The sequence below is a fragment of the Variovorax paradoxus EPS genome, assembly GCF_000184745.1.
GTDB lineage: Bacteria > Pseudomonadota > Gammaproteobacteria > Burkholderiales > Burkholderiaceae_C > Variovorax > Variovorax paradoxus_C.
This window is the reverse complement of the sequence record NC_014931.1, coordinates 3,727,974-3,740,904: the sequence shown is the minus strand read 5'-3', so window position 1 is coordinate 3,740,904 and position 12,931 is coordinate 3,727,974. Positions and strand designations below refer to the sequence as shown.

Annotated in this window: 13 protein-coding genes; 4 read left to right on the top strand and 9 right to left on the bottom strand. The window is 66.7% G+C overall.

All coding sequences use genetic code 11. The annotated features are described in order from the left end of the window. Positions 1–2: 2 nt before the first annotated feature. The 5 genes from VARPA_RS17330 to VARPA_RS17310 all read right to left on the bottom strand — a co-directional run bounded on the left by VARPA_RS17330 (position 3) and on the right by VARPA_RS17310 (position 5,143). Positions 3–938 (bottom strand): ABC transporter permease, encoded by a 936-nt coding sequence (locus VARPA_RS17330; protein WP_013541882.1) that lies wholly within the window; start codon positions 936–938, stop codon positions 3–5. Positions 939–972: 34 nt separating this feature from the next. Continuing rightward, positions 973–1,914 carry an ABC transporter permease gene (locus tag VARPA_RS17325; RefSeq protein WP_013541881.1) on the bottom strand — a complete coding sequence of 314 codons (942 nt, stop codon included), beginning with the start codon at positions 1,912–1,914 and terminating at the stop codon, positions 973–975. A 114-nt stretch (positions 1,915–2,028) separates the two neighbouring features. Further along, positions 2,029–3,612, bottom strand: a complete 1,584-nt coding sequence (locus tag VARPA_RS17320; RefSeq protein WP_013541880.1) for an ABC transporter substrate-binding protein — start codon at positions 3,610–3,612, stop codon at positions 2,029–2,031. A gap of 6 nt (positions 3,613–3,618) precedes the next feature. Further along, on the bottom strand, positions 3,619–4,155 hold the full coding sequence (locus VARPA_RS30240) for a MarR family winged helix-turn-helix transcriptional regulator (RefSeq protein ID WP_013541879.1): 537 nt from the start codon (positions 4,153–4,155) through the stop codon (positions 3,619–3,621). Positions 4,156–4,426: 271 nt separating this feature from the next. Beyond that, complete coding sequence (locus VARPA_RS17310) at positions 4,427–5,143, bottom strand: Crp/Fnr family transcriptional regulator (RefSeq protein ID WP_013541878.1); 717 nt, start codon at positions 5,141–5,143, stop codon at positions 4,427–4,429. A gap of 191 nt (positions 5,144–5,334) precedes the next feature. On the opposite strand from VARPA_RS17310, the gene VARPA_RS17305 reads away from it, so the two are divergent. The 3 genes from VARPA_RS17305 (at position 5,335) to VARPA_RS17295 (ending at position 10,053) form a co-directional block, all read left to right on the top strand. Beyond that, positions 5,335–7,536: a xanthine dehydrogenase family protein molybdopterin-binding subunit gene (locus VARPA_RS17305; RefSeq protein WP_013541877.1), complete on the top strand. Its 2,202-nt coding sequence runs from the start codon at positions 5,335–5,337 to the stop codon at positions 7,534–7,536. 10 nt (positions 7,537–7,546) lie between these two features. Further along, the gene (locus VARPA_RS17300) at positions 7,547–8,005 is read left to right on the top strand and encodes a (2Fe-2S)-binding protein (RefSeq protein ID WP_013541876.1); all 459 of its coding nucleotides are present in this window, start codon (positions 7,547–7,549) and stop codon (positions 8,003–8,005) included. An 80-nt stretch (positions 8,006–8,085) separates the two neighbouring features. After that, on the top strand, positions 8,086–10,053 hold the full coding sequence (locus VARPA_RS17295; RefSeq protein ID WP_013541875.1) for an ATP-binding protein: 1,968 nt from the start codon (positions 8,086–8,088) through the stop codon (positions 10,051–10,053). Between the two features lie 27 nt (positions 10,054–10,080). Here the strand turns inward: VARPA_RS17295 and VARPA_RS17290 are convergent, their stop codons facing one another. Beyond that, the gene (locus tag VARPA_RS17290) at positions 10,081–10,413 is read right to left on the bottom strand and encodes a c-type cytochrome (protein WP_013541874.1); all 333 of its coding nucleotides are present in this window, start codon (positions 10,411–10,413) and stop codon (positions 10,081–10,083) included. Positions 10,414–10,577: 164 nt separating this feature from the next. Between VARPA_RS17290 and VARPA_RS17285 the strand changes: the two genes are divergently transcribed. Then, on the top strand, positions 10,578–11,249 hold the full coding sequence (locus VARPA_RS17285; protein WP_013541873.1) for a hypothetical protein: 672 nt from the start codon (positions 10,578–10,580) through the stop codon (positions 11,247–11,249). Positions 11,250–11,308: 59 nt separating this feature from the next. Here VARPA_RS17285 and VARPA_RS17280 read toward each other — a convergent pair whose 3' ends face one another. From VARPA_RS17280 to VARPA_RS17270, 3 genes are all read right to left on the bottom strand, one after another. Beyond that, positions 11,309–11,497 (bottom strand): hypothetical protein, encoded by a 189-nt coding sequence (locus tag VARPA_RS17280; protein WP_013541872.1) that lies wholly within the window; start codon positions 11,495–11,497, stop codon positions 11,309–11,311. 146 nt (positions 11,498–11,643) lie between these two features. Further along, complete coding sequence (locus tag VARPA_RS17275) at positions 11,644–12,450, bottom strand: PPK2 family polyphosphate kinase (RefSeq protein WP_013541871.1); 807 nt, start codon at positions 12,448–12,450, stop codon at positions 11,644–11,646. Between the two features lie 43 nt (positions 12,451–12,493). Beyond that, positions 12,494–12,928, bottom strand: coding sequence for an RNA-binding S4 domain-containing protein (locus VARPA_RS17270; protein ID WP_013541870.1), 435 nt, complete (start codon positions 12,926–12,928; stop codon positions 12,494–12,496). Between the last annotated feature and the right edge of the window lie 3 nt (positions 12,929–12,931).

Genomic DNA, 12,931 nt, shown 5'->3' with positions numbered 1-12,931 from the left:
GGTCAGCTCCCGCGCTTGTTGAACTTGGGATCGAGCGCATCGCGCAGACCATCGCCCAGCATGTTCACGGCCAGCACCGTGGCCGCGAGAAAGACGCCGGGCAGCAGCACGGTCGACGGGTGCGACGTGAAATACGCGCGACCCTCCGACATGATGTTTCCCCAGGTCGGCACGTCGGAAGGCAGGCCGATGCCGAGGAACGACATCACCGCTTCCGCCAGCATGGCGGCCGCGCAGACGAAGGTGCCCTGAACGATCAGCGGCGCCACCGTGTTGGGCAGGATGTGGCGCAGCATCAGCTTCCACGTGGGCGTGTCCAGTCCGATGGCCGCCTCGACATACGGCTCTTCGCGAACCGACAGCACGACCGAGCGCACGAGACGCGCCACGCGCGGTGTCTCGGGAACGACGATGGCGAGGATCACCGTCCACAGGCTCGGCCGCCAGACCGCGACGAGCACGATGGCGAAGAGGATGCCGGGGATCGCCATCACCCCGTCCATCACCCGCATGATCGTTCCGTCGAGGCGGCGAAAGTAGCCGGCGACCATGCCCACCAGCATCCCGAGCGCGACCGAGCCCAGCGCGACCGCCACGCCCACCGACAGCGAGATGCGCGCACCGTAGGCCGTGCGGCTCCAGATGTCGCGGCCCATGCTGTCCGTGCCCATCGGGAAGAAGCGCTGGAAGCTGTCGCCGGCCAGCGTCGTGAATTCGGCGTGCGCGCCCGGCGACAGGTGCGAGTTGGCCGGGTCCATCGCGTTGGGGTCGATGGTGTAGAGCCACGGGGCCGCGACCGCGAGCACGACCATGAGGCACAGGAGCACGCTGCCCGTGCGCACGGCGGCGTTCGCGAAGACGCGGCGCAGCAGGGAGGGCTTGCGATGGCTGCGCGGCGCTGCCGTCGTCGTGTCCACCGGCGGAGAAATCGAAGTCATGGAAAGGGTCTCCGAAAGAAGATGGCCGCGTGCGTCAGTAGCGGATGCGCGGATCGAGCAGCAGGTAGCTCAGGTCCACCAGCAGGTTCACGACCACGTAGACGAGCGAGAAGAAGAGAGTGATGCCCTGGATGAGCGGGTAGTCGCGCGAGAGCACGGCGTCCACCGTCAACTGGCCGAGGCCCGGTATGGCATAGATGGTTTCGGTCACCACCACGCCGCCGATGAGGCCCGCCACGCTCAGGCCGATGATGGTGGCGATCGGCACGGCCGCATTGGCGAGCGCGTGGCGAATCAGCATGCGGCGCTCGGAGATGCCCTTGGCGCGCGCGGTGCGCACGTAGTCTTCGGTCAGCGCCTCGGAAACCGCCGCCCGCGTGACCCGCGCGATCAGCGCCGCATACATCACGGCCAGCGTGACGCAAGGCAGCACCAGGTTGCGCAGCCACGGGCCGACGCCTTCGCCGATGCGGTTGTAGCCCTGCGACGGCAGCCAGCCCAGCTGCATCGAGAACAGCCAGATCATCAGGTAGCCCGCGACGAACACCGGCACCGAAAAGCCGAGGACCGATGCGCTCATGATGAAGCGATCGAGCCGGCCGCCGCGCCGCGAAGCCGCCAGCACGCCCAGCGGCACGGCGATGAGCACGGTGAGCACGACCGTGAGGGCGGCCACAGACAGCGTGGGCTCCAGCCGTTGGCCGATCAGCTCGGTCACGGTCATCTTGTAGAAGTACGAGTAGCCCAGGTCGCCGCGCAGCACGTGGCCCAGCCATCCGAAGAACTGGCTGACGACCGGTGCGTCCAGGCCGAGCTGCGCGCGAATGCGCTCGATGTCCTGCACGGTGGCGCCGTCGCCCGCGATGGCCGCCGCCGGATCGCCGGGCGTCATGCGCAGCAGGAGAAAGACGATGACGGCCACGATCAGGAGCACGGGCGCCGTGGCCAGGCCGCGCCGCAGCAGGAAATTGAGCATGTGAGAGGGTCTCGTTCGAGCGATGGATCGGCGGGCGTGGACAAAGGAGTCCCCCGACCGGCTGCAACGGGTACAACCGGTCGGCGCCTCGATGAGAGAGGGAAGGGGCTGCGCCTAGTTCTTGCGCACGTTCCAGTACAGGACGGCGGGCGAGGGCAGCAGGCCGCTCACCACACCGCGGCGCACGGCGGTGGGCGCCTTGCCTTCGCCGAGCGGCGCGATCACGCCGCCTTCGAGCACGCGAAGCTGGATCTGCGTGGCGATGTCCTTGCGCTGCGCCAGGTCGGTGGTTTCGATGAAGCGCGACTTCAGCGCTTCGAGCTCCGGATCGGTCGGCCAGCCGAAGAAGCCCTTGTCGCCGTTGCCGGTCAGCGGGCCATAGCTGATGGGGTTGCTGGCATCCACACCGCCCCAGAACGTGATGAAGACGTTCCAGCCACCGTTTTCCGGAAGGTCCTTCTTGGTGCGGCGCGTCACGAGCGTGGCCCAGTCGGTGGTCTGCACGTCGACGTTGAAGCCCACTTGCTTGAGCAACTGTCCGTAGACGGCGGGCATCTTGTTGAGCGCCGGCGCATCACCCGGCAGCAGGATGACGACTGGCTTGCCGTCGTAGCCCGACTCCTTCAAGAGCTTGCGGGCCTCCTCGAACTGCGGCTTGCCGGTGAAGAAGCCCGTCTTGTCGCTCGAATACATCGAGCCGCACAGGTAAATGGACGCGCATGGCTTGTAGAAGTCACGGAAGGTGGCCTGAGCGCGCAGCATGGCTTCCTGGTTGATGGCGAGCATGGCTGCCTTCAACGCCTTCGGGTTGTTGAAGGGCGGGACCTTGTGGTTGTAGATCGCCGTGAAAGGGCCTGCGGGCATCACGTCCACCAGCTCGATCTTCGGGTTGGTTCGCATGTCGGTGAAGCCGGAGGCGGGTACGGCCTCGACCATGTCGACCTCGCCGTTGAGCAGAGCGTTGACTTGCGTCTGCGGGTCGCGCAGCAGCACCCATTCGACGCGGTCCACGTTCACCACCTTGCCGCCAGCGAGGCCCGATGGCGCTTCCTTGCGCGGCACGTACGCGGCGTTCTTGCGGTAGATCACGCGGTCGCCCGGGCGAAAGTCCGCCTTGGCCAGCGTGAAGGGACCGGAGCCGACCATCTCTTCGATCTGCTTGTCGGCGGGCGTTTCGGCCACGCGCCTGGGCATGATGAACGGCACCAGCGGATTGGGCTTGCCCAGCGCGTCGAGCACCACGCCGAAGGGCTGCTTGAAGGTCATGCGAAAGCCGTTGGGGCCTTCCGCGGTGATGCTGTCCATGGCCTCGTACATCTTCTGGCCGAGCGTGTCGCGCTTGGCCCAGCGGGCGAGCGAGGCGATCACGTCCTGCGAGGTGACGGGCGCGCCGTCGTGGAACTTCAGGCCCGGGCGCAGCGTGAAGGTCCAGACCTTGTTGTCGGGACTGGCGGTGTATTTCTCGACCATCTGCGGCTTGATCGCGCCCTTTTCGTCCATGCCGAAAAGCGTGTCGTAGATCATGAGCCCGTGGTTGCGCGTGATGTTGGCGGTGGTCCAGATCGGGTCGAGGATCTTCAGGTCCGACGAAGGCACGGTGCGCAGCACAGTCTCCGCGCAGGCCGCGGCCGAGAACGAGAGCGCCAATGCCGGCAGGGCGGCCGCGAACGCGCGGCGCAGCGAGAGTGAAATAGCCATGAAGCCTTACTTCTTTCGAGAGGTGCCAGAGGGAGGTGTTGAAGAGGAATCCGCAGCCTTGCTTTCGCGCAGTTGGGTCAGCAGAAATTCGAAGACGTCGCGCGAACCCGCTTCCGCATCGATGATCTTGTTCAGGATGCGGTGCAGGGCGGCGACTTCGGCCACGGTGAGGCAATCGAGGAAGCGGGCTTCCATTTCTCGCCCGATGGGCTCGGCCTGCAGCACGAGGTCGATGCCGGAGGGCGTGAGGCACAGATGGATCTGACGCGCGTCTTCGCTGCCGATCTGGCGCTGCACCAGCTCGCGCTGCACCAGCGAGCCCACGAGCTTGGAGACCAGCGTTTTCTCGATGGCGCAGGTCTGCACCAGTTGGCCCATCGTGATGCCGGGCGCGCCGCCGATCATGCGAAGCAGCCGCACATCGCGGATCGACAGGCCGACTTCGATCTCGTACACGCGGGAACCACGGTCTCTCGTTCGCTCGGACGCCAGGTCGAGCAGGACGTTGATGTAGTCGGTTTTCAGTTCGAGTGGTGCGTGCATGGCCAGATGGGAGAAATCTTCAATAGTTGAAGTATTCAACTATCTGGGGTGCTTATGCAAGCACTGGGCCAGGTGGCGAGGGAAATCACCTACGAGCGATGCTGTCGAGGTGAGGACGGTTGAAGCGCCGCTTTTTGCGGGGCCGAGGCAATCACATGGCTGCGGTCATGAAGCCGTGATTGGTGCGGCACGTGCACCAGGATGAAGTCGCTTGGCGGCGGGTTCGCCGAGCTTCAAGCGCCGAGGCTTGGGGCCTTTCGCCTTGCCTGGCCTATCGGCGCGCGTACGCTGTCGCCACCGATTCGGTCTCGCCGAGATAGCCACGCAGCCCGGCAAGATCGAGCACCTCGACACCGCCATGCTCCACGCGCAGCAGCCCCGCGCGTTCGAGTTCGTGCAGCGCCCTGTTCGCGCGCTGACGCGAAACGGCGGACAAGAGACCGATCTCGTCCTGGCTCAGGCGCACGAAGCTGCTGGTCTGCGGATAGAGCACCGGGTCGAACAGGCTGGCGAGGCAGCGCGCGACGCGCGCATCGGGGCCCAGCAGTCGGTCGAATTCCATGAGGCCGATAAAGAGGCTCAGGCGCGCATTGATGTGCGAGAGCAGGAACCGGTTGAATTCGATGTTCGTCGAGAGCAGCCGTTCGAAGGTGTGGCGCGGCACGCAGGCCAGGCGGGTCGGCCGCATGGCCACGCCGTCGTAGCGCCACGGGCCGGGCTTGAGCAGCGAGCCTTCGCCGGCCCAGCCGCCGGTGGTCACGCCGGTGAACGTGGAAACGCGGCCGTCGGCCAGCGAGACCGACATCTTCACCAGACCTTCGATGATGCCGATCCAGAGATCGGCGGGTTCGCCGCGGCGCAGCGCGAAACCGCCGGCCGGCACCTCGCGTTCGTGCGACTCGCGGACCACGCGGTCGAGCTCCTCGGCCGTCAGGGTCTGTGCCCACAGGCTCTCGCGGAGCATGGTTTCCATGGCGTTCGACGACATACGTGCTTTCCTTGCTCGCTTGCTTGCTTTTCAGCTGGCTGGCTTGCTCATCTCACTCCTCCACCCGCGTGGGCCTGCATGGAAAGGCCCGCGGATCCGTGCGTAAGAAATGTCTTTGAAACGACACCCTTGGCGAAACGATCATGACATATTGACTCCTGTTCGCCACAACCATAAGACAGGAGACAAGGATGGAACATTCCGAATCCGGCGCGGTCCCCACGCATGTGCCGCTCCAAGACGAACCACCCGGCATGCGCCGGCGGGACCTGTTGGGGTACGCGGCTTCCGCGCCGCTGGTTTCAGCCGCGGCCGCCGCCACCGTGGGCTTGGGCGGGATCGCCGCCCCTTCCTCGGCGAAGGCTGCGATCCTGCCGATGACACCGCCCGACACGACCGACCTGATCGACATCGGCGATGCGGTGACGCTCACCGCGCTGCCGACCATGCCGCTGGTCAAGGTAACCAACATCGCCAACGGCCGCGTGCGGCTCGAGCTTCCGCGGCTGGAGTCGGGGCAGGGCATTGCCACCGCCGCCGCGATGATGCTGGCCGACAAGCTGCGCCTGCCGCTCAGCGCCATCGAGGTCGGCTCGGCGGACGCCAGCCCCGAGCTGATCTTCAACCAGCTCACCGGCGGCTCGTCGAGCGTGCGTTCGCTGCATGCCGGCATGCCGTTGCTCGGCGGCCTGGGCGGGCTGCTTTCTGGCAGCGCGAACGCGGTGGTCGGGCAGCGCACGACGCGGCTCGACGCGCTGGACATCGTGACCGGCCGCAAGAAGTTCTCGATGGACCAGGCCGTGCCCGAAGCCAAGCCCACCATGGTGTGCCGGCCTCCGACCATCAACGGCAAGTTCGTGCGCATCAACAACCTGAACACGGTGACGGCGATGCCGGGCGTGCTGGGCATTGCGCCGATCCCCGCGACGAACGGCATCGTGCCCACGCCACCCGGCGTGGCAGTGATGGCCGAGACTTTCGGGCAGGCCTGGGCCGCGGTGAACGCGCTCGATGTCACCTGGACGGCCGGGCCCGTTGCCGGCGAGTCCAACGCGAGCATCCAGCAGAAGCTCAAGGGCGCGCTCTTGCCGTTCCTGCTGCCACCGCTGGGCGCGCTCACGGTCGAGGGCGAGTTCGAGTTCGCGGCGGTCTCGCACTGCCCGATGGAAACCGAATGCGCCATCGCCGACGTGCGCGCCGACCGGGCCGAGATCTGGTCGGGCCTGCAGAGCCCGATCGTCACGCAGCAGGCCATCGCCATCGAGCTGGGCTTGCCGCTGGACAAGGTCAAGGTGCATGCGGTGCCTTCGGGCGGCTCCTTCGGGCGACGGCTCTTCTGGGACGCGACGCTGCAGGCGGTGCAGGCCTCCAAGGCGCTGGGCCGGCCCTGCAAGCTGATGTACCACCGCACCGACGACATGCGCCACGGCCGCGTGCGTCCGCCCATGTTCCACCGGGCGCGCGCCACGATGCTGCTGGGCCAGGTCATCGCGTTCGAACAGCGCATCGCCGGGGTACGGCTCGATACGCGCCACGGCTTCGGTGAGATGCTGGGCGCCGCGGCCATCGCGCTGCCCAACGGCTTTCCGCAGACGGTGGGCAACTTCGGCATCGAGCAGGTCATGTTCAAGACCATGGTCACGTCGCCCTACAACTTCGGCGTGACCACCAAGCTCCTGACGCCGGTGCCGATCGACATGAACACCTGCTCGTACCGCTCGGTGCACATCCAGCCTTCGCGGCTGGTGGAGGAGATCCTGGTCGACGACATGGCCCGGGCGCTGCGCAAGGACCCGGTCGCGTTCCGGCTCGAGTACCTGCGGCTGCCGCGCGCACGCGCGGTGCTGAAGGCGGCTGCCGCGGCGGCGCAATGGGGCAAGGCGATGCCGGCGGGCTTTGCCCAGGGCGTGGGCGTGCACCAGGAGTCGAAGTCTTTCACGGCCTGCATCGTCGAGATCGATGGACGGGTGCCGACCGATGTGAAGGTCATCCGCGCCACCATCGTGATCGACGTAGGCACGCCGATCAATCCATCGGGCATCGAGGCGCAGATGCAGGGCGGGCTGTGCGAGTCGATCTCCATCGTGTTGACGGCGGGGTTGCACATCCAGAACGGCCTGCCGCTGGAGGGCAGCTATTCGCAGTACCACTTCGCGCGCATGAAGAGCTACCCGAAGGACGTGAAGGTCATCATCATGCCGGCCAGCACCGGCGAGGCGATCGGCGGGCTGGGTGAGGTGGGCCTCTCGGCCAGTTCGGGTGCCATCGCCAACGCGTATGCACGCGCCACCGGCCGCAAGCCGCGCAGCTTCCCGCTGAATTTCCCGGTCGATTTCACCCCCATCCCCCCGGGCAAGCTGCCCACGCCGGTCGTCGTGCCGGTACCCGCCTGAGGAGGCCACCATGCCCGTGCAATCTTTCAAGGTGAATGGCAGCAATGTCGATGTCGAGGCGCCCGACGACATGGCGCTGCTCTGGGTGCTGCGCGACAAGCTCGGCATCACCGGCCCGAAGTACGGCTGCGGCATCAACGTGTGCAAGGCCTGCACCTGCCACGTCGACGGCAAGGCGGTCACCACCTGCTCGACGCGGGTGGCCGACGTGCGCGGCCGGCAGGTGACGACCATCGAGGGGCTGGCCAACGGCAACGTGCTGCACCCGGTGCAACAGGCCTGGATGAACCTGGACGTGCCGCAGTGCGGCTTCTGCCAACCGGGGCAGATCATGGCGGCGGTCGACTTGCTGCGGCGCACCCGCAACCCGACCGATGCGGACATCGACGCCATCGAGAACGTGTGCCGATGCGGCACCTACGGGCGCATCCGGGAGGCGATCAAGGCCGCCGCGGCCATGATGGGCTAGCGGGCAGGGCGCGACGGGTGCGGCGTCGGGGCACGGCCTGTCACGCGGATGTGCGGGCCGGGAGACATAATTGTTAACTAATGCACACGTCGCTCGCCTCCGATCGCCGCACCGGACTGGGCCGCTGGATCGCGACGTTGTGCCTGGCAGTGTTGCCGCTCGCGAATGCGGCGGCTGCCGACGCGCGGCCCGAGGGCGCGCTGCACATCACGCAGGCGCAATTGCTGTCCGTTCCCGGCACGGGTTATTCCGAGCCTCCGCGGCAGATCGAAGATGCCGACCTTCCGGCCGAGGGATGGAGGGAGGTCAGCCTTCCGCACACGGCCGAGCGCGAGCTGGTTCCCACGCCGTTGGGCGGCGTGCGCACCATCACCGACTGGTATCGCATCGACCTCGCCGGCACGGCGCCTTCTGAACAGCAGCGCCTTCTCTTTCTTTACCTGCCGCGCTGGAAGACGCTCGGCCACATCGCGGTGTACGGCGACCGCGTGCTGCTCTACCAGTCGCATGGCAGCCCGATTCACAACGGCTACAACCATCCGCTGCTGCTGCCGCTGAATGCGACGGCCGGCACGCCTTCTCCGACATCGGTGCTGATCCGCGTCGACCGCCTGCGCAGCAGCGGAAGCGGCTTCTCGACTGTGTGGGTGGGCGACGAGGCCTCGCTGAACTGGCGCTACCAGATCCGCCAACTGCTGCAGGTTCAGGTGCCGGCCATGGGCAGCGCGGCGTTCCTGGCGGTGGGTGCCTTCGCCCTCGCGGTGTACCTGGGCAAGCGGCGCGAGTCGCTCTACCTGCTGTTCTTCGCCATCTCGGCATTGGCCTTCCTGCGGACGCTTCACTACTACGTCGGCGGCAACTACTTTCCGGTCTCCGACGAGTTGTTCGAGTGGATGACGGTGTCCTCGCTGATCTGGCTGATCGTCGCGATCCACCTCTTCCTGGAGCGCCTGCACCAGCAGCCCTCGCCTTGGTTGACCCGCCTGTCTGTGACGCTGGCGACGGCCTGCAGCATCGCCACGCTGCCGCACCTGTCGCCGTCCATCGCGAGCCTCTACCTCGTCACGCCGCTGCTCAACCTGATGGTGCTGCCGGTCGCCGTGCTGATCTTTGCGGTGAACCTGCGCAAGGCATTGCGCGCCAAGCTGCCCGAAGGTCGGCTGGTGGCGGGATGGACTGTCTTCGCGCTCACGTTCACGTCCTACGACGGGCTGCTGCAGAACAACCTGGTGAGCCCGGAGAGCGTGTACACCTCGCCCTACGCGATCATCAGCCTCTTCTTCGTCTTCTCTTACATCATGTTCGAGCGGTACACCGGTGCGTTTGCCGAGGTGGCACGGCTGAACAAGGGGCTGGCCCAGCGCCTGCAGGCGCGCGAGGCCGAGCTGGAGCAGAGCTACCAGCGGCTGCGCGTGATCGAGAACCAGCAGATGCTCGATGCCGAGCGCCGGCGGCTGATGCAGGACATGCACGACGGGCTGGGCTCGTCGCTGATCAGCGCCATCCGTTCGGTGGAGCGGGGCGCCATGAGCGACACCGAGATCTCCGAAGTGCTCAGGGGCTGCATGGACGACCTGAAGCTGGCCATCGACTCCATGGAGAGCGTGGACGCCGACCTGCTGCTGCTGCTCGCCACCCTGCGCTTTCGCCTGGCGCCGCGCATCGAGAGCGCCGGCGTCGCACTGCGCTGGGAGGTACAGCCCGTGCCCGCGCTGCCCTGGCTGGACCCCGGGAGCGCGCTGCACATCCTGCGGATCATGCAGGAGTGCATCGCCAACGTGCTGCGCCACACGCGGGCCAGCATCATCAGCTTCAGCACCGCGACGGCGGGCGAGGGCGTCTCGGTGGTGATCGAGGACAACGGCGCGGGGTTCGACGTGCAGGAGGCCCTGCAGCGAAGCGGCCGGGGGCTGCGCAACCAGCAGCAGCGCGCCATGGCGTTCGGCGGAACGGTGAATTGGGAGTCCGGCAGCGGCGGAACGCGCTTCACGCTGTGGCTTCCGCTTCAGCGCAAGGTCGATGCAGAAAAGGCAGTGCGGGCTGCTTGAGCCGAGTGCCCGGCGCTGCTTCGGGCTTTATCTCTTCGCCAGCGGAGGCTGCGAAAGCACCCAGGTCGCCAGCACCCGCGAGTCGGCCTCCGACACCAGGCTTTGCCGCGGCATGATGACCCGGCCCCACGCGCCGACACTGCCGTTGCGGATCTTCTCGGCCAGCCGCGGTGGCGCCTCCGGATCGTTGCGATAGCGCTCCGCGATCTGCGCGAATCCCGGCCCGACCTGCTTGTGGACGAGCCCGTGACAGGCCATGCAGCCGTTCTTCCTGAGCAGGTCCACCGGCGTGGTCTGCGCGACGGCGACGGAGGCGCTGTCGAAAAGCAACAGCAGGGCGGCGATCGGGAGGAGCTTCATGCGGGGGGTTATAGGTACTTTGATTTGCGGCCCGCCGAGAGCGGGAACGCATGGTCGCATGCCGCCTCACCGGTCGTCGTGCATTCGCGACAAGTCGATTCAAGAGTAACTATATGTATGGTTAAATCCGCGGAACTACCGCGAAAGAGGACGAGGGAAACCCCATGAAGCTGTTGCTGAGCATTGCGTTCGCCGCTGTGGCCCTGATGGGCTGCACCGCCAGGGCGCCGCTGGTGCCGACCGAACCCGGCACCGGATCCGGACTCACCTACGTGCCCATGGTCGCCATGGAAGGCGTCGACAAGGTGCGCTACGACAACGACGTGCAGGCCTGCCGCACCGCAGCGACCCGCATCACCGCGCGCAGCGAGACCGGCGATGCCATGTGGCTCGCGCTGGGCCTCGGCCTCATCACCGTGCACGGCCAGGGCATCGTGGCCGCCGCTTCGTACACCGGCATCAGCGCCGCCGTCATCGACTGGAACGGCCGCCCGACCTCGGAGCTGATGGCCGAGCACCAGGAAATCGCCATCGTCCACTGCATGGCCAAGCGCGGCTACCGCAACCTCGACCCCGATGTGCGCGACACCTTCTACGGCCACACCTTCGATCCGGTCGTGGCCGCCAAGCCGCGCCGCACTGGCGTCGATACGTACAACGTCGAATCGCTCGCCAAGGCCGGCCGCTGCAACGTGCAGCCGCGCGCCGAACTCACGGCCAAGGGCCCGGGCTTCGAGTCGTACAACGTGCCTTGCGAAAACGGCGGCATCTGGGCGGTGCGCTGCGAATTCGGCAAGTGCCGCGTGCTGGCGCAATCGCCGGTCCGCCGCTCCTGAGTTCGTTCAGGCCAAACAGAAAAAAGCCGGCTTCCATGCCGGCTTCTGTTTTTGGGGCTTCAACGCCAGACGTAATGTCCCGGCACGCGGCGGCCATGTTCGCGGTGCACCGGCACCCAGACCTTGTGCTTGCGGTGATGCGGCGCTGCGTGCGGGCGGTCGTAGCCCGGTCCGTGGCGGGGCGCCGGTTGCGCGAGGGCCGCGCTCGAGAGCACGCAGGCGGCAAGAACGAAGAGTATCTTTTTCATGTTGGAGTCCTTCGGTTGATGAGTGCACCTGAAGCAGGTACCCATGAACCTTAGTTTGCAGAGCTGCCTCGCTTCGTAGGCCGGCGAGCACTTTACAAACAACACGTTGCGGCAGCACGACGCTGCTGCAACCAACGGCACCCGTCTTACTTGACGATCATTCCCTTGAGCGCCGGATCGGGCGCCGGGGCCTTGAACTTCATCTGCCGCAAAGTCTTCACCAGCAGTTGCGCAATCATCAGGTTGCGGTGCCGCTTGCTGTTGGCGGGAATCACATACCAGGGCGCGTGCTCGGTCGAGGTGGCAGACAGCGCGCTCTCGTAGGCGCGCTGGTAGGCGGGCCACTTCGTGCGCACTTCCAGGTCACCCATGCTGAACTTCCACTGCTTGCCGGGCGTGTCGATGCGGGCCTGCAGGCGCTCGCGCTGCTCGTCCTTGTCGATGTGCAGCATGCACTTGACGACGGCCGTGCCGGTCTCCGTCAGGAGCCGCTCGAAGTCGTTGATCTGCGCGTAGCGGCGCTTGGTCTCGGCCTTGTCGATCCAGCCTTCGACCACCGGCACCAGCACGTCTTCGTAGTGGCTGCGGTTCCACACCGCGATCTCGCCGGTGCGCGGCACGACGGCGTGGCAGCGCCAGAGGTAGTCGCGCGCCCGTTCCTCTTCGGTCGGCGCCTTGAAGGCCGCGACGCGCACGCCGAGCGGGGAGGTGCGCGAGAACACCCAGCGCACCGTGCCGTCCTTGCCGCTGGTGTCCATGCCTTGCAGCACCAGCAGCACCTTGCGCTTTCCTTCGGCATGCAGCAGGTTCTGCAGTTCGTCGAGCTCGACGGCCAGGGCGTCGATTTCCTCGCGTTGCGCGGCCTCGTTGCCTTCGCAGAAGGCGGTGTCGCCGGGGTCGATCTGCGAGAGCTTGAACTTGTTGCCGACGCGGTATTTCTTGAAGCTGGCCATGAACCGGAACCCCTTGAAGAAGGAAAGCTGACAGCGTACGCGATCAGCGCTCTGTGTCTTCCGGGTCGATCGACGCGCTCCAGCGGTTGTCCCATTCGGCGTGGCGCACCGCACCATCGAGATCGCGCCGGTCGCGCTTGGTCGGGCGACCCTGTTCGATGGCCAGCGCTGGCTCGCTGCCCATGCGGCGCTGTTCGCGCAGCGCGGCCTGTGCGGCGATGCTTTCCGCCGTTTCCTCATAGAGCAATTGGGCGACGGGCGCCGGCCCGCGCTGGCCGCTGATGCCGCGCACCGTCACGGTCCGCGTCTGCACGCCCAGGCGCATCGTCACGGTGTCGCCGGCCTTCACCTCGCGCGAGGCCTTGGCGACATCGCCGTTCACCTGCACCCGGTTCTTGCCGATTTCCTCCGCGGCCAGCGAACGCGTCTTGAAGAAGCGTGCGGCCCAGAGCCATTTGTCGATGCGCAGACGTTCCATGGG